Source organism: uncultured Fibrella sp., from assembly GCF_964250085.1.
In the GTDB taxonomy this organism is placed as follows: Bacteria; Bacteroidota; Bacteroidia; order Cytophagales; family Spirosomataceae; genus Fibrella.
This window is the reverse complement of the sequence record NZ_CAXUEC010000004.1, coordinates 332,470-354,846: the sequence shown is the minus strand read 5'-3', so window position 1 is coordinate 354,846 and position 22,377 is coordinate 332,470. Positions and strand designations below refer to the sequence as shown.

The 22,377-nt window shown below is 53.4% G+C and carries 19 protein-coding genes; 6 read left to right on the top strand and 13 right to left on the bottom strand.

What is annotated here, in order from left to right; genetic code table 11:
* Positions 1-19: 19 nt before the first annotated feature.
* Positions 20-544, top strand: coding sequence for a hypothetical protein (locus ACFE8Q_RS15040; protein ID WP_375446228.1), 525 nt, complete (start codon positions 20-22; stop codon positions 542-544).
* A gap of 69 nt (positions 545-613) precedes the next feature.
* Positions 614-1,408, top strand: coding sequence for a lytic transglycosylase domain-containing protein (locus tag ACFE8Q_RS15035; RefSeq protein WP_375446227.1), 795 nt, complete (start codon positions 614-616; stop codon positions 1,406-1,408).
* A gap of 97 nt (positions 1,409-1,505) precedes the next feature.
* On the opposite strand, the gene ACFE8Q_RS15030 is transcribed toward ACFE8Q_RS15035, so the two are convergent.
* From ACFE8Q_RS15030 to ACFE8Q_RS15010, 5 genes are all read right to left on the bottom strand, one after another.
* Positions 1,506-1,955 carry a YybH family protein gene (locus ACFE8Q_RS15030; protein ID WP_375446226.1) on the bottom strand — a complete coding sequence of 150 codons (450 nt, stop codon included), beginning with the start codon at positions 1,953-1,955 and terminating at the stop codon, positions 1,506-1,508.
* Positions 1,956-2,037: 82 nt separating this feature from the next.
* The gene (locus tag ACFE8Q_RS15025; protein ID WP_375446225.1) at positions 2,038-2,568 is read right to left on the bottom strand and encodes a hypothetical protein; all 531 of its coding nucleotides are present in this window, start codon (positions 2,566-2,568) and stop codon (positions 2,038-2,040) included.
* Between the two features lie 161 nt (positions 2,569-2,729).
* On the bottom strand, positions 2,730-5,375 hold the full coding sequence (gene mutS / locus ACFE8Q_RS15020) for a DNA mismatch repair protein MutS (protein ID WP_375446224.1): 2,646 nt from the start codon (positions 5,373-5,375) through the stop codon (positions 2,730-2,732).
* A 93-nt stretch (positions 5,376-5,468) separates the two neighbouring features.
* On the bottom strand, positions 5,469-7,091 hold the full coding sequence (locus ACFE8Q_RS15015; protein WP_375446223.1) for a T9SS type A sorting domain-containing protein: 1,623 nt from the start codon (positions 7,089-7,091) through the stop codon (positions 5,469-5,471).
* Positions 7,092-7,125: 34 nt separating this feature from the next.
* Positions 7,126-7,317: a hypothetical protein gene (locus ACFE8Q_RS15010; RefSeq protein ID WP_375446222.1), complete on the bottom strand. Its 192-nt coding sequence runs from the start codon at positions 7,315-7,317 to the stop codon at positions 7,126-7,128.
* A gap of 255 nt (positions 7,318-7,572) precedes the next feature.
* On the opposite strand from ACFE8Q_RS15010, the gene ACFE8Q_RS15005 reads away from it, so the two are divergent.
* From ACFE8Q_RS15005 to ACFE8Q_RS14995, 3 genes are all read left to right on the top strand, one after another.
* The gene (locus ACFE8Q_RS15005) at positions 7,573-8,115 is read left to right on the top strand and encodes an RNA methyltransferase (protein ID WP_375446221.1); all 543 of its coding nucleotides are present in this window, start codon (positions 7,573-7,575) and stop codon (positions 8,113-8,115) included.
* Between the two features lie 64 nt (positions 8,116-8,179).
* Complete coding sequence (locus tag ACFE8Q_RS15000) at positions 8,180-8,698, top strand: hypothetical protein (RefSeq protein ID WP_375446220.1); 519 nt, start codon at positions 8,180-8,182, stop codon at positions 8,696-8,698.
* A gap of 181 nt (positions 8,699-8,879) precedes the next feature.
* A complete protein-coding gene (locus ACFE8Q_RS14995) occupies positions 8,880-9,773 on the top strand; it encodes a sensor histidine kinase (protein WP_375446219.1) in 894 nt (297 codons plus the stop codon).
* 93 nt (positions 9,774-9,866) lie between these two features.
* Here the strand turns inward: ACFE8Q_RS14995 and ACFE8Q_RS14990 are convergent, their stop codons facing one another.
* The 4 genes from ACFE8Q_RS14990 to ACFE8Q_RS14975 all read right to left on the bottom strand — a co-directional run bounded on the left by ACFE8Q_RS14990 (position 9,867) and on the right by ACFE8Q_RS14975 (position 16,993).
* Positions 9,867-10,796 (bottom strand): alpha/beta fold hydrolase, encoded by a 930-nt coding sequence (locus ACFE8Q_RS14990; protein WP_375446218.1) that lies wholly within the window; start codon positions 10,794-10,796, stop codon positions 9,867-9,869.
* 197 nt (positions 10,797-10,993) lie between these two features.
* A complete protein-coding gene (locus tag ACFE8Q_RS14985; protein WP_375446217.1) occupies positions 10,994-14,878 on the bottom strand; it encodes a PVC-type heme-binding CxxCH protein in 3,885 nt (1,294 codons plus the stop codon).
* Positions 14,879-15,000: 122 nt separating this feature from the next.
* Positions 15,001-16,110, bottom strand: coding sequence for a Gfo/Idh/MocA family protein (locus tag ACFE8Q_RS14980; RefSeq protein WP_375446216.1), 1,110 nt, complete (start codon positions 16,108-16,110; stop codon positions 15,001-15,003).
* 10 nt (positions 16,111-16,120) lie between these two features.
* On the bottom strand, positions 16,121-16,993 hold the full coding sequence (locus tag ACFE8Q_RS14975) for a sugar phosphate isomerase/epimerase family protein (protein ID WP_375446215.1): 873 nt from the start codon (positions 16,991-16,993) through the stop codon (positions 16,121-16,123).
* 173 nt (positions 16,994-17,166) lie between these two features.
* Between ACFE8Q_RS14975 and ACFE8Q_RS14970 the strand changes: the two genes are divergently transcribed.
* A complete protein-coding gene (locus tag ACFE8Q_RS14970; protein ID WP_375446214.1) occupies positions 17,167-18,069 on the top strand; it encodes an AraC family transcriptional regulator in 903 nt (300 codons plus the stop codon).
* 137 nt (positions 18,070-18,206) lie between these two features.
* Here the strand turns inward: ACFE8Q_RS14970 and ACFE8Q_RS14965 are convergent, their stop codons facing one another.
* The 4 genes from ACFE8Q_RS14965 to ACFE8Q_RS14950 form a co-directional block, all read right to left on the bottom strand.
* Positions 18,207-18,986 carry a 3-hydroxyacyl-CoA dehydrogenase gene (locus ACFE8Q_RS14965; protein ID WP_375446213.1) on the bottom strand — a complete coding sequence of 260 codons (780 nt, stop codon included), beginning with the start codon at positions 18,984-18,986 and terminating at the stop codon, positions 18,207-18,209.
* Positions 18,987-18,999: 13 nt separating this feature from the next.
* Complete coding sequence (locus ACFE8Q_RS14960; RefSeq protein WP_375446212.1) at positions 19,000-21,021, bottom strand: FAD-dependent oxidoreductase; 2,022 nt, start codon at positions 21,019-21,021, stop codon at positions 19,000-19,002.
* A gap of 74 nt (positions 21,022-21,095) precedes the next feature.
* A complete protein-coding gene (locus ACFE8Q_RS14955; protein ID WP_375446211.1) occupies positions 21,096-21,785 on the bottom strand; it encodes a YjjG family noncanonical pyrimidine nucleotidase in 690 nt (229 codons plus the stop codon).
* 139 nt (positions 21,786-21,924) lie between these two features.
* Positions 21,925-22,230: a ferredoxin gene (locus ACFE8Q_RS14950; protein ID WP_375446210.1), complete on the bottom strand. Its 306-nt coding sequence runs from the start codon at positions 22,228-22,230 to the stop codon at positions 21,925-21,927.
* Positions 22,231-22,377 lie beyond the last annotated feature (147 nt).

Below are 22,377 nucleotides of genomic sequence, written 5' to 3'. Positions count from 1 at the left end.
TAAACTCTTTTTAAACGTCATGAAAACACTTACACCTGCTCAGGAAGATCACCTTCGTACCCAGTTGTATAAGGCAGGGGCAACGCCTTCGCAAGCCGCCTCGTTGCTACCCTTGTTCAGTCAGGAGGTGGCCCATTTTATGTGGATTGGACTGCCGTTCGAAACCGCCCTTGATAAAGTTGAACTGGAAGCTGATCATAATCCTGTTCACTACCTGCGCGAGAAACACGCACACACGCTGGTTGTGCCGGATGAACAATTGAACGAGCTTGACCTGGATGAAATCGTGTTTGCCAACCGAAATCGGGCCTACGGTGCCTACGATCTTCGAAAGGCCTATAACCGGGCAATCGTGAATGCGCTGATGATGACGCTTGGCCTTGTCTTGATGATCCTGGCCGCTATGGATGCCTATCAACAGGGAAAATGGGTGTATGCCAGTTGGAGTGGAGGCGCCTGGATTGCGGGTATCTTCCTGGTTGCCTTTGCTGGTTTCCGTTTTTATGTGGAACGTATTACGCTGGTTATGACCGAAGAAAGGTAGCACTCGGACAAGTGGGACACTATTTCTGCCTGGTGGAGCGTTATACCTACTCACCAAGTAGACTATGTTTTGCTTAAACGAGTTGGATTCTCCTTGCTGATGGCGTTTGCCCGGCCCGCTGCCGTGGCAGCCACTAAAATTACAACTGCGCCACTTGCGCCCAAAGAAAACACCCAGGACCAGGCTACGTTACTGGTTATTAATAATCCCGCTCTGACGCTTACCGGCCCTGCCTGGCCCGATGGGCTCAGCCTGCTACCGACCGAGATTGAGTTTCCGCTGCTCGACGTCAACTTTTGTGGTGAGGCTATGCCACTCGATCAGGCCGACGTTGTTTCGCGCTGGCGGCATGTTTTTACGATATTCAGGCCACAATCGCCTAAGATCGATGCGTTGCAGAAGCAAGCCGATGCGTTCTTTCCGATGGTTGATTCAACGCTAGCGGCCTATGATATTCCATCCGATTTCAGGTACATTCCGCTAGCTGAAAGTGGCTTGAAATCGAAGGCCGTATCGCCAAAGGGAGCCGGTGGTTACTGGCAACTAATGCCCGGAACCGCCCGCGAACTGGGTCTGAAAGTAGGAGGCAAGCACGATGAACGCTTCAATGCGCAAAAAGCAACTGCGGCCGCCTGCAAATACCTCCGTAAGTTGTACGACCAGTTTGGGTCATGGTCGCTAGTGGCTGCTGCCTATAACGTAGGGCCTGGGTACGTTAAAACCCAGTTGAAAAAGCAGGCCGATTGCAGCTATTACCAGATGAAACTACCCCGCGAAACACGCTATTACCTCTTCCGCGTTTTGCTCTACAAAGAAATCCTCTCCCGCCCAACTGATTACACCGCTTTTCTGACGGGCGTGTAGGGAAAGGGGTCAACGTTTAACGTCCAATGCCCAAACTTGCTTCGCTAATCTGCGAAGCAAGTTTGGGCATTGGACGTTAAACGTTGACCTTCTCTTATTACTTCACCTTAACAGGCAAATCTTCGAGTTGGGCGTAGCTGAGTTTCCAGCTTTCGTCGGCGGCTTTTTTCCAGAGCAGCATGAAGTTGCCCTCGCCTAGTCCGGCTGGTTCGCCGGGGGCTTCGGGAGACACATCGACTGAGAACGTACCGGCCTGATAAGCGATCTGCGTACCGGCTTCTGTGCTCACGGCACTGGTTTTCAGGTTACTGATCGTTGGGAGTGTGGCCCGTACCCATTTTTCGGCTACTTCCGATTTGCCGGTGAACCGGGTATCGCCTTGCAGAAACTGCACGTTATCGTCGAGCAAAGCCACTACTTTATCGGTCTCTTTATTATTCCAGGCCTGAATAAACTGCTGGTTCAGCGCCTCTACATTGGCAGGTTCGCTCTTTTTGCAGGAAGCAAAGAGTAAGGCAAGGGCGAAAATCTGGATGATCGTCTTCATAGGAAATGGTGTTTACGTTGAGAATGATAGGGGAAATAAATCACCTACAAGATTTTCAAAACCGTATAGGCTTCTTGGCTGATTACCAGCTTTTGCGGCGGTATTCCGATGTAGGATAAGCGGTATTAGGGTCGCCGTATGATGTGTTGAGCAGGAATCCGTTCCGCACCAGCGGTATGGTAACGGGAGCGGGTTCGGCCAATAAGGCACTGGCAGGAGCCGCTGCCGCAGGAGTAACTTTCGTAATCGGCGTTACTTTACGCACACTGGCCTGCCGGTTCGACGTACCTGAGCGTAGTTCCCGGTTTTCGGTAGCCGTACGGGCCGCAAATTCACGATCTTCGGCCGCCCGAGCCGCTGCTGCTGCCTTCTTGTGCCGGTTGTCGATCACTTTACCAATACCGTAGCCGGCGGCTGCGCCAACAGCTAAGCCAACACCAGCACCTACTTTGCGGTCTCTTTTATTGATGATTGCCCCCGCCACGCCGCCTACACCAGCACCGATGGCTGTGCCTTTAGCTTCGGGGTTCCACTTCTTTTGTGCCTGAGCGAATGAACTCACAAAAAAGGCCGCCAGGAGGGCCAGAGCTATAATGCGTTGATTCGTTTTCATATCTACAGTTGTTTAAGCGTGAATAAGTGATTGTTTGACTCTTGGACAGAAAGCTGCTCTCAAGGTTTAAGCAATTACTAATTCGCACCCATATTCAACGTAGAATAAGTAGGGATTGTTTGTCGGTCCAGTGTATAACCCCTGGTTTGCGCACCGATTTATTACTCAAGGAGATGTAGCAACTCATTGAGTTTCAGGAGTGCTTCGATGGGGGTGAGGCGGTTGACGTCGATGGTGCGGAGTTTCTCTTTGATGGCTTCCGACTTAGGATCGCCCGCTTCAATAATGCGCAGGGCCAGCTCCCGTTCGTTGCCAGGACCGGCTTCACGGATAGCTTCTTTGTTACCTTCGCGCTGGTGCGATGCCTCCAGTTGAGTCAGGATCTGACCGGCCCGTTTCACGACACTACCAGGCATGCCAGCCATTTGAGCTACGTGAATACCGAATGAGTGCTCGGAACCTCCTTCTTTGAGTTTGCGCAGAAAAATGACTTTGTTGCCCACTTCCTTTACCGCCACATTGTAATTACGAATTCGGGGCAGATCGGCGGCGAGGTCGTTCAACTCGTGGTAATGGGTAGCAAACAGCGTTTTGGGGCGGCAGTCGGTGTTGTGCATGTACTCGGTAATGGCCCAGGCAATGGATACGCCATCGTAGGTGCTGGTGCCCCGCCCAATTTCATCCATCAACACCAGGCTGCGTTCGCTGAGGTTGTTCAGAATGCTGGCCGTTTCGGTCATCTCGACCATAAACGTACTCTCGCCCCGCGACAGGTTATCGCTGGCACCTACCCGCGTAAAAATCTTGTCGACAATGCCAATATCCGCCGATGAGGCCGGTACGAAACTACCGGCCTGGGCCATTAGCACGATCAGTGCCACCTGCCGCAACAGCGCGGATTTACCCGCCATGTTGGGGCCGGTGATGACGATGATCTGCTGCGTTTCATCATCCAGATGGACATCGTTGGGTACGTAAGGTTCGCCGGGCGGCAATTGCTGCTCAATAACCGGGTGCCGCCCATCCTTGATTGTCAGGGCTTTACCGTCGTTGAGCGTTGGCCGGACGTACCTGTGCTTCACCGCCACTTTGGCAAACGACGACAACACATCGAGCACCGAAATTACGCGGGCATTCTGTTGAATAGCGGCCACATACTCACCCGTTGCGGCAACCAGTTCGCCAAACATCCGGGTTTCGATGCTGAAAATCTGGTCTTCGGCGTTCAGGATTTTTTCTTCGTATTCTTTCAGTTCAGGCGTGATGTACCGCTCGGCGTTCACCAGTGTCTGTTTACGAATCCAGTCGTCCGGGACGCGATTTTTATGGGCGTTGGTTACTTCCAGATAATAGCCGAACACCTTGTTGTAGGCAATCTTGAGCGAACTGATGCCCGTGCGCTGCACTTCGCGGTCCTGGAGTTGCAACAGGTATTCTTTGCCTGAATAGGCCAGTTTATGCAATTCGTCAAGCTCTTCGTTGATGCCCGTGCGAATCATGTTTCCCTGGTTCGACAGCACCGGCGGGTCGTCGCGCAGTTCGGCTTCAATGCGATCCAGTAAAAACGAAAGCGGGTTGAGTTGATCGGCGTATTTCTTCAGCGAAGGCGCATCCGGTTTCTGGCTCAGGGCCGTAATCAGCATTTCCTTGATGGGCAACACATGTTGCAGAGAACGCTTTAGCTGAACCATCTCGCGCGGATTAATGCGGCGCACGGCTACTTTGGATACCAGCCGTTCCAGATCGCCAATCTGTTTCAGATGCCCCAGAATGGCATCCAGCAAGTCCGCATCTTCATGGAGAAGCGACACCAGATTGAGCCGCTCATCGATCAGGTTTTTATCTTTCAGGGGTAGCATCAGCCATTTACGCAGTAGCCGCGCGCCCATCGGGGTCACTGTCTGGTCGAGAATCTGAATCAGTGGAATACCGCCTTCCTGTTGTGCGGCAACCAGTTCAAGGTTGCGGATCGTGAACCGGTCCAGCCAGACGTACCTGTCTTCTTCCAGCCGGGTAACGCGCTGAATATGTTGCAGGTCTTTATGTTCGGTCTCGTTGAGGTAGTGCAGAATGACCCCGGCGGCGATAATGCCATCGGGCAGACCGTCGATGCCGAAGCCTTTCAGTGAGGTTGTCTGAAAATGCTGCCGGAGGTAGTTGTAACCGAAGTCGTAGGAGAACGCCCAGTCTTCGAGTGTGAACGTGTGGAATTTATCGCCGAAGAGGGTGCCAAACTCGGCCCGGTTACGCTTGCAATACAGGACCTCCGACGGGTTAAAGCTTTGAAGCAACTTATCGATATAAGCCGCGTTGCCCTGCGATGCCAGAAACTCCCCCGTCGAGATATCGAGGAAGGAAATGCCGAAATCGTCGGCCCCTTTGCCAAAATGCACCGCCGCAAGGTAGTTGTTGCGCCGCCCATCGAGCACGTTATCATTGAAGGAAACCCCCGGCGTAACCAACTCGGTAACACCCCGTTTCACAATGCCCTTGGCCATAGCCGGGTCTTCGAGCTGATCGCAGATAGCTACGCGCTCGCCCGCCCGAACGAGTTTGGGCAGATGTGTATCCAGCGAATGATGCGGGAAACCGGCAAGCTCTTCGTTTGATCCCCCGTTGTTGCGCTTGGTGAGTGTAATGCCCAGAATGCGGCTGGCCTTTACGGCATCTTCGCCAAAGGTTTCGTAGAAATCGCCCACCCGGAATAGCAACAGCGCACCGGGGTATTTGGCTTTTACCTGGTTGAACTGCTTGTTGAGCGGCGTTTCTTTGGCGGGTTTTTGAGGCTTGTTGGGCGGGGCAGTCATTACAAAAATGAGGGAAGTCGTTTACACAAATTTACCCATTTTTGGCCAGATTGAGGGTATGGACGTTAACAATCCACGGCCCAGCCCCAGTACCTACCGCACCACCCGGAACAACTTCACCCCTCCTGCTGCCGTGACTACCCGCAGCATATATGCCCCTGCCGACAAGCCCGCCAGGGAGATGCCGCTCAACGTACCCGGCGCGTTCTGCTGCACTACTACCCGACCCAGCACGTCGCTGAGCTGGTAGCTCAGGTAAGTTACCGCCGGTTCCACCACCGCCTCGCCCGATGTGCTGACTGGGTTAGGATACAGCACCGGCGGCTGACCCTCCAACTGGAGGGCAATGGGCTTACTCAGGGTGGTGCTGCCCGTGCGGTCTACCTGCGCCAGGCGGTAGTAGTTGATGCCCGGCAGGGGCAGGGGGTCGGTGAAGGTGTAGGTCAGCGTGGTGCCCGACTCGCCCTCGCGGGCCTGGGTGGGCAGGGTGGCAATGGCCTCGAAGCCCGTCAGGTCACGGCTACGCTCCACGCGGAAGGCGGCAGAGTTATGCTCACTGGCCGTGGCCCAGCCCAGCCGGTTGCCCTGGGGGGTGGCTCGCCCGCTGAAGTAGGTGAGCGTGACGGGCAGGGCCGCCGGATCGTAGGGCGAGGTCATCACCCGATTGCCTGTGCCACTATATGCTACGGCCACGAACAGGCCATTGCCATAGGTGACGGACTCCCAGTTATTATTCGCCGCCGCGCTTCGGCTTGTCCAGTTGATACCATCGGGGCTGGTCATCACCTGGTTGTTGCCACTGCCTGTGCCACTAAATGCCACGGCCACAAACAGGCCATTTCCATAGGTGACCGAATACCATAAATTATCCGCCGCCGAGCTTCGGCTCGTCCAGGTAATGCCATCGGGGCTGGTCATCACCCGGTTGCCACTGCCAGTAATTGACACGGCCACAAACAGGCCATTGCCATAGGTGACCGAAAGCCAGGCATTATCCACCGCCGGGGTGCGGATTGTCCAGTTGATGCCATCGGGGCTGGTCATCACCCGGTCGCCTATGCCACTATTTGACACGGCCACAAACAGGCCATTGCCATAGGTGACCGTATTCCAGTTATTATCCGCCGCTGAGCTTCGGCTTGTCCAGGTAATGCCATCGAGGCTGGTCATCACCCGGTTGCCCGCGCCACTACTTGCCACGGCTACAAACAGCGGATTCCCGTTAACCAGGCCATAGGTGACCGAAATCCATAAATTATCCGCCGCTGAGCTTCGGCTCGTCCAGGTAATGCCATCGGGGCTGGTCATCACCCGGTTGCCCGCGCCACTACTTGCCACGGCTACAAACAGCGGATTTCCGTTAACCAGGCCATAGGTGATAGAACGCCATTGATTATCCGCCGCTGAGCTTCGGCTCGTCCAGGTGATGCCATCGGGGCTGGTCATTACCCGGTTGCCCGTGCCATTAAATGCTACGGCCACAAACAGGCCATTGCCGTAAGTGGCCGAAACCCATTGATTCTCCGCTGCCGCGTTTCGGCTCGTCCAGGTGGTCTGGGCGTGGGCAGTGCTCAGAGTAAAGGCCAGCCCAACCAGCAGGAGCCAGATTACCCCCATCAGCCAGGGGGTACACCGGGTCGATGTACGGGCCGAATTGGGAACGGGGAGCAAAAAAAACGTATGAAAACGGGTTGTGGTCGTATAAATGGCTTTCATGCTGATGATAGCAAGTAGTTGACACGCAACGCCTTCAGTCGGAGTGAGCGGCTGCGTTGGTATTGGCATAAGGTACGCCTTTCGAGGACGGAATGCCCTCCCGCCAGGACGAACAGGTGCTTATATTGTCCGAAGGCCGGGAATTTCTTTCCGAAGTCTCCACGTAGAGGCCATTCCGACCGCCCTTATCGCTCAGGAATACACCACTGCCCGGTCGAATCGACAATGGCGTAAACCCCTCCCCAAAAAGCAGCCTCTTCCACCGATTCTTCGTCTGATTTTATTGGCTAAGACTGATAAGGCATATCGTCACCCTGAGCGGAACGGTTCGCCGCTGCGGTCGAAGCGGCAACCGCGCTGGGCCACGCGTCAGTAAGTTTTTAAACTTGTCCTCCACCCGTAGTAATCGGGTGGCAGTATGTGGGCGACCTCTTTTGGCTACCTTGCGTCCCTCTTCTGTCGACTACTCGTGTTACCCTTTATGAATCCACCCCGCAAACTCAGCCTCGACGAATTGAATCGCCTCTCGGTCGATGACTTCAGGGCGGTTGAGAAATTCCCTTACTGCCTGTTACTCGATGATATTCGCAGCCTGAATAACGTAGGTTCTGTGTTCAGAACGGCCGATGCCTTCCGGGCCGGGAGGCTGTACCTCTGCGGCATTACCGGAACGCCACCTCACCGCGATATCACGAAAACAGCAATCGGTGCTACAGAGTCTGTTGATTGGGAGCATGCGCCTGATATCGATGCGCTGGTAGGCGATCTACAGGCACGTGGGTACGTTATTGTGGCTGTTGAACAGGCAGAAGGGAGTGTACTCTTACCTGATTTTAAGCCCGACCCAACCCGGAAATATGCTTTCGTGCTTGGCAACGAGGTGCTGGGTGTTCGCGACAGTGTGGTGCAGCAGGCGGATTATGTAGTCGAAATTCCGCAATTCGGTACTAAACATTCGCTAAATATTGCGGTTACAACGGGTGTTATCTGCTATGATTTTGTTAATAAAATAACAAAAAGATAATATTAGCCTTTTGTTTGTCAAAAAAAATGCGTATTTCTTTGTAGATTTTTTTCCTTATACAATCATGGCTAAGAGCAGCAAAAAACAAAACCACACGAAATCACTGGCGTCGGAGATCGTCACTGCCGTTGAAACAAAAGTATCTGAAGCAGGAGAGGCTACCAAAAAAGTAAAAAAGACGATTGAAAAGGCAGCCGATAAGTTGGCTAAGCGCCTGGGCAAGCTGCTGAAGAAAGAGACAAAGCAACTGTCGAAGCTGACGGAAAAAGCAGCAAAGAAAGAAGAAAAGAAGACGCACAAAGACGCCAAGAAAGCCATCAAGAACGCGGCGAAGGCAGAAAAGAACGGGGCTCGGGCCAAGTCTAAAAAAGAGAAGGCAGCCGCCAAAGCAGCCGCGCCAATTTTAAAGGCGGTGCCTATGCCGGTAGCTACACCCCCCGCTGCTCCGAAGGCTAGCGCACCAGCCGCTGCTAAACCGCAACCGGCGCCGAAGCCCAAACCAACACCTGCTGCTCCACGTAAGCCCGCCTCAGCCAATACTACGCCGGCAACTGAATCACCGGCACCGGCTACTGAAGCGTAGACTCACTAATATCGTAATCTATCTTCTTTGTATACTAGTATTAGCCCGATTTTTCGGGCTTTTTTTATTTATAACATAATATCAACATTGGTATGTGACGGAATCATATAACTTTACGTCTATAGCCTCCGTCTAATACGCTTTAGCCAATATTAACAACCGGATTATAACTCCGTCGCCTATGAACAATATAGCTACGTATGCTTCGCGTAACTGGTATTATGGCTTGCTCATTGTCGCCGTGTTCGTTTTGTCGGCGTACCTGGGGATCGACACGCACCAGTTAGGTTGGTATTTCTGGTTGCCGTCCATTTTGAGCCTCTTTGTGATCGGTTACTTTGTTTGGCGAAATGCCCGCGAGCACCAGATGCCGTATGTGCACAAGGAGGTGCTCGACACCATTGTTCATGAATTTCAGACGCCTATTTCGGCCATCAAAATGGCTGCTGATATTCTGGCAACTCCATTTGGGCGGTCGTCGCAGGAGCGGACGGATAAGTACATCCATATTATCCAGGAAGAAACGCAGCGCCTGCAACAACAGGTTGATGTGATGCTGAGTCTGGCCCGTGCTGATCGTGACCGACTGGCGATCAATATCGACGCGGTGAACATTCACGAACTGATTCAGTCCATCGCTGAACGGCATGGTCCTTACCTGAAACTACGGCTCCAGGCATCGCAACCTATTGTGCTGGCCGATAGGCTGCATCTGACGAATGTGCTACATAATTTGCTGGATAATGCCGTTAAGTACAGCCCTGGCGAGCCCGAATTACTTATTCAAACCGAAGGCGACCGGTCAAGCCTGATGGTTGCCGTCACTGACCGTGGGCTGGGTATTCCCAAGCATCTACAGAAGAAAATTTTCAAGCCCTTTTACCGGATTAGTGAGAACAACCAGGGTAGCGTAAAAGGATTTGGCCTTGGGCTCAGCTATGTACAGCGCATCGTTGAGGCACACGCCTGGCACCTCGATGTAACAAGTGAAGTAGGTAAAGGAAGCGAATTCAAAATTTCGTGCCCAAAAAGCTCACTGGCCCCCACAATTCACCTGTCTGAGAGCCGGGTTTAGTTAATTAATGATTGAGTAAATGCGCTGCCTGGGTACGTTGTCGTAGCAAGCAGCGCATTTACTCAATCATTAATTAACTAATTGACAATCAACTCAATACGTTACCGCAGATGCGTTCTGGTTCTGATAAGCTCCTTCCTGAACGAAGTTTAGCAGGTCTTCGCTGAGTTGGTCTTTGGCTGTAACGAAAAGGCCGTGTGGCTCTCCTTCATACACGCGGTACTCGGCCTGTGGCAATAGTTCATGTGACTTTTCGCCCGACGATTCGATGGGCACCGTTTTATCAGCATCACCGTGAATGATGAGCGTCGGTACGGTAATGGTACGCATTTCGTCACGGAAATCGGTCGTGGCGAATGCCTTGGCACTGTCGAGCGTAGCTTTTGGTGAGGCTAGTGAAGCCAGTATAAAATCACGATTCAGGTGCGCCTGACTGACTGGATGGCTCAGCATACCGACGCCATAGAACTGCTTGGCAAACGTTTCCAAAAACGCATACCGGTCTTTCTGCATGTCCTCTGTCATGGAATCAAACGTATCATGCGGCACGCCGTCCGGGTTATCATCCGTTTGTAGCATGAAGGGCGTAACGGCACTAACCAGAACGGCCTTGCTGACATTGGCTCCCCCATGCCGACTGAAATAACGGGCTACTTCACCACCACCCATCGAGAAGCCGACCAGTACGACGTTGTTTAGATTCAACTCATCAATGACGGCTTTCAGGTCGTCGGCGAACGTGTCATAGTCGTAGCCTCCCCAGGGTTTAGACGATTTACCAAAACCGCGACGGTCATAGGCAACGCAACGGTAGCCACGGTCGGCAAAGTAGGCTACCTGATTTTCCCACATTTCATGACTCAGTGGCCAGCCGTGGATAAAAACGATGGTAGGCTTTGTGGTGCCCGTTGCAGTAGATATTGAATCCGTTGAAGTTGCACCTGATGAGGGGCCGGCAACATCCTGTACGAATAGATTGACTGGCTCACCAAAGCGAGAGTCCTTAGTTTGTATGTAAGGCATGTCGAAGTTGAGTAGGGTTTTTGATACTCAATCTATGGAACATGTGTAGATACATACAGTTAAGTTATCTGAGCCAGTGGGAAAATGGTTATCAACGATAAGCGAACGGTTATCAACGCCCAGCTTATCACCATCAGCAGATGGGATAGTGCTAGTCATTGATAACCGTTCGTTTCGTTGTAAAAAACTAGTACCTGCTATTTAGCTGCGCTGGGTTTCGTGGCGGTTGTAACGGTCATAATGCCGTTCATGATGCGCCAGTGGCCAGGAAAGGTACACAGGAATGGGTATTCGCCGGGCTGATCAGGTGCTTTGAAACGAAGGCGTACCGTCTGGTTTGGGTTAACCAGCGCTGTTGCAGCGAGTATATCCGATGACTCAGGTACGTAGTTTTTCTCGGCACCATCTTTTGCCGTGATCATCGCGTCGGCCAGTTTACCAATCCGGTCGGTTGACTTGGGCTTACCCACGACCAGGTTATGCTGCATGGCGTCGGGGTTCTCGAGCACGATAATTACCGTTTTTCCGGCAGGTACGCTGAATGCTTTCTTGTCGAAACGCATTTCTTCGCGCACCGTTTTCATCTGAATCACCAGCGCGTCCGGGTCCATGTCGGCGTTTGCGTCGCGCAGGCCCCAGGCTTCGAGCAGGCGGTTCAGCCGTGGGCGGGCGTCTTCGGGCAGGCTGGTGCCAATGCTGGCCAGCAGTGTTCGCTGACTACCGCCTACAAGCGGTTGTGGTTGCTGACCATCGACAGGCCGCTGACGGCGTACGTATGGATAACCATCCGAAAGGCCTTTCACCAGCGCCAGTGCTTCATCGCCATCCAATTTGGTTGCTTTCTCCAGCATCGTCACGATCAGATCGGGCGTAGCCGTAGAGGCATAGGCACGGGCAGCCCGTTCCAAGGCCACAGTACGAAGTTGAGCCGGTGCCCGGAAGTTGATTTTGGCTGTGTGGTTGTTGTTTCGGCGGTCGGCATCAGCAAACGTAGCGTCTTTGTCGATGCTGATCGAGAGCGCGTAGTCACCGGCTTTTTCACCCATAACAGACAGATCGCCCACCCAGGGGCCATTGTTCGTGCGGGTGATCGCCACTGTTTCGCCCGGAGCAATACCACCATCGAATGTCCGGCTGATGAAATCAACCTTAGGGCCCGCCGTTTCTGCGGTGCTGCCTTCAAAGCGAATGTTCAGTGGCACAATCGTTCCTTTTGGCAGGGCTTCGGTGCCCTGATTGGTGATGTAGATCGTGGTGCGGGCTGGTTCCCGAACAACCGGACGAAGCGGTTCAGTTACCACTTTGCTCACCATCAGATCAATACCATTCACGGTTCGTTTGGTGGCTGACCCACCTTCATCAAAACCGACGTTTGGGCCATTCGGGAGACGGCGTGTGCCCGTTGGAGTAGACAGGTGCTGGCTATGGTCCATGCCTTCATGCGCGTTGGCTGTTAAACCGGAGCCAGTAGCCGAGGGCTTACTGATCGACCCTAACCATTGTTGGAGCAGACGGGCGTTATTGCTGTTAAGCGCGCAGGCGAAGGCATCGGGCAACCAGCGGTCATCATTCCCCTTAGTCTCCCGAAGCCGGGTCAATACGGCTTCGTCGGTGGCTGGGCTGGCAGGTGCTTCGCTCAGGGCCAGCAAACTGTTCAGCACAACCAGTGGTTCGGCATCGTACAAAGCACGTTGAGCCAATAACGTCGTCACACCGGCATCGGTACGCGGCATCACCTGCACCGCCGTCTTGCGAACGCCCGGACAGGGATGTTTCAGAGCCTTTTCTAACTCGCCGGGCGTAATGGCACCCAGACCGTGCAACGTCCACAAGGCATTTACGGCGGGTGCGTTGATGCCAATCTCGTCTACTTTCGGATCGTTGGCAATAGCCCACAGTTGGGGCGCTACGTCTTTGTTTCCCCGCTCAACCAGCAGGCGCTGGGCCTGCATACGCCAGAACAGGTTGTCATTGTTCAGGGCGGCTACCAGTCCGGCCGGGTCGTTGCGGCTCAGCTTGGGCGCGGTATAGGCTGGTGCTTTCGAGTAACCAACGCGGTAGATCCGACCATGCGTAAAGTCGCGCAGTGGCGTTTCGTAAGCATTACCTGATCCATTCTTGAATCCCTGCGGCACGGGGTTGTGCTGGATGATGTAGCTATACCAGTCGGCTACCCACACGGCTCCGTCCGGACCAACTTCGGCAAAAACGGGCGCGAACCATTCGTCGGCACCAGCGATCAGGTTGAAGCTACCGGCACCGGTTTCGGCATCGGAGAAATCAGAACCCTGCTTCACCATGCGGTTCTGGTGGACAATATGCCCGGTTGGCTCACTCACAAACGCTACCTGATTCCAGTAGGCCTTCGGGAACGCCCGTGCGGTATACAGGTTATGACCCGCCGCCGCCGTGAACCCGCCGAATACATCGACCTGACGTACCCGCTCGGTGATAGGCTTCATGTCTTTGTGCGTATCGGTGCTCCGGCTACCCGCCATGCTGCCCGGACGGGCATTGAACGCTTTGTTTGGAATGGCCATGTACCAGCCGTGGCTGTTATTGGCGGTTGATCCAAACACGTTGCCCGTTTCGTCGAAACCAAGTCCCCAGGTATTGTTCGAGGTGTTGGTCATGTACTCCAACTGCGACCCGTCGGGCTTGAACCGGAAAAAACCCTGACTGAACCGGAGCGTGTCGGGATTATTGCCCACCACGCCTTTGAAACCTGAGTAGCCAACGCTGCCCCAGACCCAGTTATCGAACCCGTAGTGCAGGTTGCTTGGCCCGGCGTGGGTATCGAAGGTGCCGAAACCCGTAAACAGAATCTTCTTCTCATCGGCTTTATCATCGCCGTTGGTATCGCGCAGGTACAGCATGTGCGGTGCCTGCGACACCACCAGCCCGCCGTTGGCGAAGGCCAGACCCGTTGGAATGCTCAGGCCCTCGGCGAAGTTGGTGAACTTGTCGGCCTTGCCATCGCCATCGGTGTCTTCGCAGATAACGATGGAGTCGGAGCCGCCTTCAGGTTTGCGCTCGTTCGGATAGTCTTTGGTAATCAGTACATAAAGCCGCCCGCGATCGTCCCAGGTCATAGCGATGGGGTGCATCACGTTCGGTTCATGTGCGAAAAGGTTCATCGTGAAATCGACCGGCACCTGTAGGTGCTTCATCGACTCTTCGGGCGAGAGTGGTAACTGCTCCAACTGCTCACCGGGCCGTTTTTCGTAGTTTGGCAGGTTTGCCGATTTGTACGAAAACGCCTGTGGATTCAAGTCGTCGTGTTGTTTCCTGACCACATCGCCCACCGACCAGAGGATACCCCGTTCCAGCAATTGCTGAAAAGCGGGCTGCCCCCAGGTACGTTCATCGTGGCCATACGCCGTGTAAAAAACACGTCCTTTGCCGTAGGTACGTGTCCAGGTGTACGGCTCCTCAGCCACACCCGGCTTATCTTTTGCCTGGTCGGATTTGATTGGGCGAACAGCCAGTACATTGTTGTCAGCCTGTAAGTGCGTGTGCAGGTACGTCTCGTCGAAGGCTTTGAACGAGGGTAGCCCGGCGGTAATGGCGTTGTCGGCCTGCGTAAACCGGGTCTGGATCGTATCCATCCGGTGCCGCCAGAACTGACCACCCACCACTTTATCAACGTATTCGGGTGAGTTGCGGAAGCAGTACGACGCACAATGGACCGGAATCAGCCCGTGCCCCGACGCTACGTAATCGAGCAGGGCGCGTTCTTGTGGTTTTGGAATACTGTCCCAGTTCGCGAAAATCAACATGCCGTCATATTTTGACAGATTTTCGGGCGTTAAGTCTTCCAGCTTGTCGGTATACGTAATATTGATGCCCCGGCTTCCCAGGGCGGCCATCAGTTGCGGCACCCGTTCAATGGGTTTGTGGTGGCCGTTATCGCCCAGAAACAGGATTTCTGTACGACGGGGGCCGCTCTTCCGGGCCGACGACATCTTTGTCGTATTCCCGTCCATCTCCTTGATGACCTTCGTTGGAGTACGGGTACAATTCGCGAGCACCAGCGTCGTGAGCGCGGTTACCAGCAACGATCGGTTGAATGAGAAAGTCATGGGTTATACATCGTTTTTCAAGTTGAAGGAATCAGGAGATATTACACGCTGGTTACTAGCTTATTTGTAGGAGTAGTAAACTGTCAATAAGCTGATAGCCAGCGCGTAATAACCAGTATGAGCTAGTTAAAGTCAGGCAGTTTCATAATCTCGCCACCCTTCATGGCCGACTCATGGGCCAGAATACCCACGCTTGTCCAGTTGGCCGATTGAGCGGCATTCGGGAATGGATCGCGGTCTTCGGTTAGGGCGGTCAGGAATTCGTGGACCATATGCGGGTGTGAACCGCCGTGGCCGCCGCCCTGCGTAAATGACAGGTGTTGCGTTTCGTCGGCATCGTATACTCCCTTGGTCGTGAAGCGCTGAATTTCGGCAGGTAACAGGTGAGCGTAGTCAGGTACGTTCACTTTTTCGGGAATCTCTGGTTCGGGCTTTTTCGCCGTATGAATGACCGGCTGTTCATCCTCGATCAACTGCCATTCAAACGATTTCTTGTCGCCGTACACTTCGAAGCTTTCGCGATATTGACGAGCCACATCGAACAGCGACCGGTAGACATAAGCTGATAAGTCGCTGTTTCTGAACTTGATGTGCGCTGATTCAACGGCAAATGGTGAGTTATGGATAGCGGCCAGTTCGGGGCGGATCGTGCCCGAACCAAAGCAGGAAACATAATCGGCTTCGAGGCGGAGCAGACCGGCAACGGGGCCGACACAGTGCGTAGCGTAGTGCATCGGCGGCAGACCGGGCCAGTAATCAGGCCAGCCGTCCATATCCTGCTGATGGCTCGCTTTGAGGAACTGCACTTTGCCCAGTTCGCCTTTTTCATACATTTCTTTTACGAACAGAAACTCGCGGGCATAGACCACCGTCTCCATCATCATGTATTTTTTGCCCGTTTCACGGGTTACGCGCACGATTTCCGCGCATTCTTCCACAGTTGTTGCCATCGGCACCGTGCAGGCAACATGCTTACCGGCGCGCAGGGCTTTCAGGCTCTGTTCGGCGTGGTTTGGAATGGGCGAATTAATATGAACAGCGTCGATGTTGGGGTCGGCCAGTAGCTCGTCATAGTCGCTATAACGTACCTGAATACCATAATCGTCGCCCACTTTATTCAGGCTTTCGACGTTGCGCTGGCAAATGGCATACATATTGGCCAGCGGATGACGCTGGTAAATTGGAATAAATTCAGCCCCAAACCCGAGGCCAACGATGGCGATGTTAATCATTGGTTACCAGTTAGTCATTCACTAATTCACTCATTACTGATTTGATATGCTGTAGCCCCTCGCGTGCCAGTTGTTCCGGCGAATGGAACATCCGTCGGAAAATATGGGTAGCTGCCGCCAATTCGGGCGGATTAACGCCGAAGGCTTCGATGGCTATTGGGCCTGTGTAATCGATATCGCCCAGGGCCTGAAGCACGTTGGCAAAGTCAACCTGCCCTTGTCCGGGAGTAGAGCGATCATTCTCAGAGAGTTGCACGTGCACCAGATAGGGAGCAAGGGTGCGTATGGCCGTGGCTACGTTCTTCTCTTCAATGTTTGCGTGGAATGTGTCGAAGGCAGCCCGGCAATAGGGATGGTCGACCGCCTCGATGTAGCGCCGGGTATCTTCGGCGCAGGTGAGCAGGTACGTCTCGAACCGATTGAGCGACTCGATAGCCAGCATTACGCCCTGCTGTTGTGCATAGTCAGCAACCGCGTTTACGCACTCTGCCGACCAGGCCCACTCGTCGGCGGTGGCAGGTTTACCCGAAAAAGTTTTGAAGCCAGCGAAGAAAGGCCCCATCAGAATAGATGAGCCAGCCGCCGCCGAGCAGTCAACAATTTGTTTCAGGTACGTTACGCCCGCCGCACGGGTGGTGGCGTTGGGGCTCAGCAGGGTCAATTCGGGCGGGAGCAATGAACAGGTTTGAACGTCCAGACCAAGGGCCGCTGCCTGTTGCCCCAGGCGGTCCCATTTGGCCAGGTCAGGTGATGAACCGGGTGTAGTGCCAACTGGCATCTCTACAAAGTCGAAACCGGTTTCCTTTAAGTAGGAGAGGGTGCCTGAAAGGTCCTCATCCATGGTCATCGTCCAGGTAAACAAGTTCATGCCAAGCCGATTCATGCGCAGGTGGTTATAAGGTTCGTACTACTGATTCAGGAAATATTTCTACAAAGCTATCTTTGTTCCGTTTATGTTGTTGGCCTACTTTTGTCTAATATTGACTTTATTTTTGCCACTACTGAGATATATCCCTCCTATTCGTGTTAATTCATGCTTATTGTTAAGGTTAGTTTATGAAATCTGCCCTTCGAAAGGACATTGAGTCGGGTATCGGTTCGTTTGTTGTCAAGGATCTAATCGAACCTCACTTCGATCCAAACTGGCATTTCCATCCGCATTACCAATTATTTCTGGTTGAAGAAGGTACAGGAACGCGGTTTATCGGCGATTCGATACGGCCATTCTCGCCCGGCGATCTGGTGATGATTGGGCCGGACTTGCCGCATCTGTGGCGAAGTGATCAGCCGTATTTCCTGCCGGAGTCGGGGCTGCAGACGCATGGTCTGGTCGTTTATTTTACAGACGACTGTTTCGGCGACGATTTTTTCAACAAACCCGAAATGCACCGAATCCGGCAGTTGCTCGACATTTCCCGGCAAGGGCTGACCTGGATCGGGGATACGCATGAACAAACGGTCAATGCGTTGCGGCAATTGGTCCTGCAACCGCCAACGTTCAGGCGGGTGCTCAACTTTCTGGCCTTGCTCGATGATCTGGCCCACGCTACTGATGGCCAGGTGATTACGAGTGCAAACTACACGAATCCGATGAAGCCCGCTGATGCCGACGAAGGTAGTGCCTCATCGCAGGCATACCGGCGGATGCAGGCCGTACATACCTACGTACTGACGCATTTTCATGAGGCCATAAAACTGGATACAGTGGCCGATCTGGCCGGGTTAACACCGTCCGCATTTTGCCGGTATTTCAAGGTACGTACCAACAAAACGTTCGTCGATTTTGTAACGGAGGTTCGAATTGGTCACGCCTGTAAGCTACTGATCAATAGTGATTTGTCTATCTCACAAATTGGCTACGAAAGCGGTTTTCGGACCATGTCGAATTTCAACCGGCAGTTCCGCGACGTAACCGGCCAAACCCCCTCGCAGTACGTGAAAACGATGGGAGGAGTTTGAAATAAGTGGTCATTATATGGTCATTACGCTACGCTGTCATTAGGTGGTCATTAAGTAGTCATCCGTCGATTTTATAACTAATGACCACCTAATGACAGCGTAGCGTAATGACCATATAATGACTACTTAATGACAGCCTATTTCGGCCCCATCCGAATAGCTCCGTCGAGGCGGATTACTTCGCCGTTGAGCATTGGGTTCTCAACGATACTTTTTGCCAGCATGCCATATTCGGCCGGGCGGCCAAGGCGCGATGGAAACGGCACCTGCTGACCGAGCGAGAGGCGGGCTTCTTCCGGTAAACCAGCCAGTAGCGGTGTTTCAAACAGGCCCGGCGCGATCGTCATCACCCGGATGCCCGATTTAGACAGGTCGCGGGCGATGGGCAGGGTCATCCCTACAATGCCGCCTTTCGAGGCTGAATACGCTGCCTGTCCAATTTGCCCATCGTAGGCCGCCACCGACGCCGTGTTGATGATCACGCCGCGTTCACCGTCGCTGTTAGGTACGTTCTTTTCCATGGCAAAAGCGGCCAGCCGAATCACGTTGAACGTACCAATCAAATTGACTTCAATGGTTTTGCGGAACGCATCGAGCGAATGAGGGCCATACTCGCCGTTGACCTTTCCGATGGTTTTTCGGGCTTCGGCAATACCGGCGCAATTAACGGTAATGTGCAGGGCGCCAAACGTTTCGGTAGCCAGCGAGATGGCCTGCTGCACGTCGGACTCGTTGGCTACGTTGGTGAGGGCGAACCGCACACGGTCGCCCAATTCCGTGACAAGCGCATTGCCCCGGTCCTGGTTTAGATCGGCAATGATGACGTTGGCTCCCGCCTCATGAAAAGCGCGAACGGTGGCTTCGCCGAGCCCCGATGCGCCGCCAGTAACCAGCGCTGTTGTTTGTTGAAGATTCATAGGACTGAACGAGCTAGTTGACGGGTAGGAAGAGAACAGCGTCGGCCACGACAGGCTCTACTGAACCGGTTGCGACAAAGGAAACCGAGGGTGTTTTTCCAGCCGTAAACAGGTACGTACCCAGGCTAATCCAGTCGTTGTTCTGCTTCTGTTGATTGATTGTGAGCGCTTTGTCCGCTTTGCCGTCGAAAACCCGAACCAGCACCTTATCGGCTTTATCAGCCTGATAGGCTACCTGATCGGGGTTGCCGCCTCCGCCTCTTCGCGTGGGGTTGTAGACGTAAATCTCATAACGTCCCGGTTTAATAGCATTGGCCCGAAACGTGACCGATGCCTGTTTGTCGGCGCTGATTAGGGCCGTTTTGCCGTACTGGCTTCCTTTCGTCAGTATCTGCCAGGTGCCTGTCTGACTCACGCGGACGCTGTCGTCATTATCGACCAATAATTCGGGCCTACTTCCGTTGAGCAATGGATTAGTGCGCAGCGTTTGTTGTAGCCGGGCTACGTCGATACGTTGCACAGGTACGTTCTGGTCAATGGCTTGCGCCGCTGCTGCGCCCGCAGTTTGCCCCAATACCATAAATACAGGTTCCATTCTGATGGATCCGTAGGCGATGTGGCTGGCCGACAGACAAACGGGCACGAGCAAATTACTGGCTTGTTCCGCTTTCGGTGTCAGGGCCCGGTAACTGATGGGGTAGGGAGGGAAACCGCCTACCTGCACGTCGCCTTCATTGCGCACCATCGTTTTTCCTGCCGCATCCGTCACCACAAGCCGCTGACAATTATGCGAGTCCATCGTGTAAGCGGCTAATCCGATTCCGTCAGATACAGTTGTTTTTCCTTCGCAGTTGGCTTGCGTCATCACGTAGTCGCCCACCATTCGTCGGGCTTCTCTGATGTAGAGTTGATGCGAAAAATGGTCGTTATCCGGGTACTCGTCTTTGGGGTAACCCCACTGTAGCATTTCGTCGCGCAGGTGCTTCGGCACGCGTGGGTCGTGACCGATGAAGTAGAAGAATCCTTTCGTGTAGTCTTCGTGAGCCTGAATAATTTGTTCCCGCTGGGCATAACTGGCGTCTGGGTACGTCCAGTTAGCACCAATCATGTCGGTAGAGAGGCCACCGCAGTTGTTAATGTCTGTTTTGCGATTCGGCATCGGCACAAAGTGCATCAAATTCCAGGTCAGTTCCTTTGGTGTTTTGCGCTGAATCTGCCGAAGCAGCAATTCGTACTTCGTGGAATCGTACCGGGCCGGGCGTGTGATTGGCAGGCGATTGGCGGGGTTATCGGTCAGGCACATGCGGTAGTTGTAGGCCTGAATTTTCTGGTCGCCGGTGCCGTTGGGGGCCAGCGTTTCGGATGTTACGCCCCAGATTAACCCGCTCTCTGGTTTTCCAGGTACGTTGTATGGATCAACGCCGTCGGGAAACTGGTGTTTATCAAGTAGTTGTACGCCGTTCCAGGTTTCGCCATACTGGCTGTTTGCTTCCCGGCCAACGCTGTAGCGTACACCCGCTTTGGCCATCAGGTCGCCTTCGTAACTGCAATCGATAAATTGTTTGGCGTAAATTGTTTTTAAGCCTGCCCGCTTGTCCGTCCGTGTAGTCGACGGTTCAACAAGCAGGGCTGTGATCCGATTGCCGACTTTCTGAACAGCCTGAAGCCGGTAGCCCATCAATGGGGTCAGTTTAGCTTCGCTCAGGTACGTGTTGAAAAGCGCTTCGGCTACATATGGCTCAAAAGTCCACTGTTCCAGATGGCCGTAGTGCGCGCCAATACGGCGGTAGAAGTGCCGGGCCAGACCAGTTACGGCGTATTTATTACCAATGTCAGTGGCACCCAGCCCACCCGCCGACAGCCCGCCAAGATGCCGCCCTGGCTCGATAAGGAGTACGGTTTTGCCCAGCCGTTTAGCCGAAATCGCCGCCATTACCCCCGCCGATGTGCCCCCATACACACACACATCGACCGTCTGGGCCACCAGGGGAAGGGGCAAAAGGAAGAATAGTAGTTTGGTGATAATGCTTCGCATATTGTTGATTATCAGAGCGTAACACGAGCTTTAGTCCGTATTTTATACTGTTTAAAAACGGACTAAAGTCCGTGTTACAGGATAGCTATCAGTTCGCGCCAGTGGCGAATATCGTAGGTTGGTGGATCAGCAACAACTTCGCCTTTGGGATTGTAGAAAACCGTATCCAGCCCAACAGCTTTAGCGCCCAGAATGTCGGCTTCGTAATTATCACCGAGCATCAGGCTTTCGGCAACGCTGGCCCCACTGGCTTGCAGCGCGTATTCGAAAATGCGCGGATTGGGCTTCTTCGCATCAGCCGACTGGGTAGTGATCACTTCCTCGAAGAAGTGAGCAATGTCGGAGGCGGCCATTTTTACGGCCTGAATTTCCGCAAATCCGTTGGTAATGATGTGCATCCGATAGCGGCCATGCAGGTGCTCCAGCACCTCGCGCGCCGAGTCGGTCAGGTGTGCTTTCTGGGGAAGTAACCGCAGGTATTCGGTGTTCAGGTCGGCGCAACAGGTGGTGTCGTCAACGCCCAGTGCGTTGAAAACCAGCGGGAACCGATGCTCGCGGATGTATTCGTGGCCAATCAGGTCCTGGTCGTAGTCGCGCCAGAGTTGCCGGTTGATCGTGATAAACGTTTCGGCAAAAGCGTCTGACGAGGAAAGCCCCCGTTCAGCCAGCCGAAAGGTGCTATAAATCTCGGCAATGGATTCGGATGAGTTGCGATCAAAATCCCAGAGCGTGTGGTCGAGATCGAAAAAGAGGTGTTTGTACATGGAATTGGTACTATGTAGGGTCTAAGGTCCAGGGTTTAACGTCCAACGGCTTCGCCAGACAATTTCGCTTCCTGTGGCGAAGCCGTTGGACGTTAAACCCTGGACTTTGAACAATACATTAGACCCTGGACGTCAACTCTTAAAAATCGAGTTTCAGCCGTTCCACTACCTCATTATTGACCACGTGTTTTTCCACGATCTCCGCGATGTCGTCTACCTGAACGTTACCGTAGTAGGTTCCTTCGGGATAAATAACCAGGGCGGGGCCAAAGGCGCACGCATCCAGACAACCGGCCCGCTGGGCACGTACCTGCTTTTGCAATCCACGCTGAGTAATTTCCTGCTTAAATGCGTCGAGCAAAGCGGCCCCGTGTTCGGCTCCGCAAGATTTTTTTGGTGCTTCTTTCTGATTGGTACAGACAAATATGTGTTTCTCGAATTTCATGATAAGTCGGCTAAAACGCCGTTTTTGACGCACGAAGGTAAATTATGATGGTCAATTAAACCTCCGCAACGATTTTTTGTCCAAAAAATTGAACACCCACGCATCCTTTTACTCAAGAACTACGTATAGTTTGGTACAGTTTTAGAG

Excerpts from the sequence above, each read along its gene's own strand:
- ACFE8Q_RS14980 (WP_375446216.1), bottom strand. The coding sequence starts at position 16,110 with ATGATTAACATCGCCATCGTTGGCCTCGGGTTTGGGGCTGAATTTATT.
- ACFE8Q_RS14995 (WP_375446219.1), top strand. The coding sequence starts at position 8,880 with ATGAACAATATAGCTACGTATGCTTCGCGTAACTGGTATTATGGCTTG.
- ACFE8Q_RS15015 (WP_375446223.1), bottom strand. The coding sequence starts at position 7,091 with ATGAAAGCCATTTATACGACCACAACCCGTTTTCATACGTTTTTTTTG.
- ACFE8Q_RS15000 (WP_375446220.1), top strand. The coding sequence starts at position 8,180 with ATGGCTAAGAGCAGCAAAAAACAAAACCACACGAAATCACTGGCGTCG.
- ACFE8Q_RS14975 (WP_375446215.1), bottom strand. The coding sequence starts at position 16,993 with ATGAATCGGCTTGGCATGAACTTGTTTACCTGGACGATGACCATGGAT.
- ACFE8Q_RS15030 (WP_375446226.1), bottom strand. The coding sequence starts at position 1,955 with ATGAAGACGATCATCCAGATTTTCGCCCTTGCCTTACTCTTTGCTTCC.
- ACFE8Q_RS14955 (WP_375446211.1), bottom strand. The coding sequence starts at position 21,785 with ATGTACAAACACCTCTTTTTCGATCTCGACCACACGCTCTGGGATTTT.
- ACFE8Q_RS14960 (WP_375446212.1), bottom strand. The coding sequence starts at position 21,021 with ATGCGAAGCATTATCACCAAACTACTATTCTTCCTTTTGCCCCTTCCC.
- ACFE8Q_RS15005 (WP_375446221.1), top strand. The coding sequence starts at position 7,573 with ATGAATCCACCCCGCAAACTCAGCCTCGACGAATTGAATCGCCTCTCG.
- ACFE8Q_RS14950 (WP_375446210.1), bottom strand. The coding sequence starts at position 22,230 with ATGAAATTCGAGAAACACATATTTGTCTGTACCAATCAGAAAGAAGCA.
- ACFE8Q_RS14985 (WP_375446217.1), bottom strand. The coding sequence starts at position 14,878 with ATGACTTTCTCATTCAACCGATCGTTGCTGGTAACCGCGCTCACGACG.
- mutS (WP_375446224.1), bottom strand. The coding sequence starts at position 5,375 with ATGACTGCCCCGCCCAACAAGCCTCAAAAACCCGCCAAAGAAACGCCG.
- ACFE8Q_RS14965 (WP_375446213.1), bottom strand. The coding sequence starts at position 18,986 with ATGAATCTTCAACAAACAACAGCGCTGGTTACTGGCGGCGCATCGGGG.
- ACFE8Q_RS15040 (WP_375446228.1), top strand. The coding sequence starts at position 20 with ATGAAAACACTTACACCTGCTCAGGAAGATCACCTTCGTACCCAGTTG.
- ACFE8Q_RS15025 (WP_375446225.1), bottom strand. The coding sequence starts at position 2,568 with ATGAAAACGAATCAACGCATTATAGCTCTGGCCCTCCTGGCGGCCTTT.
- ACFE8Q_RS14970 (WP_375446214.1), top strand. The coding sequence starts at position 17,167 with ATGAAATCTGCCCTTCGAAAGGACATTGAGTCGGGTATCGGTTCGTTT.
- ACFE8Q_RS14990 (WP_375446218.1), bottom strand. The coding sequence starts at position 10,796 with ATGCCTTACATACAAACTAAGGACTCTCGCTTTGGTGAGCCAGTCAAT.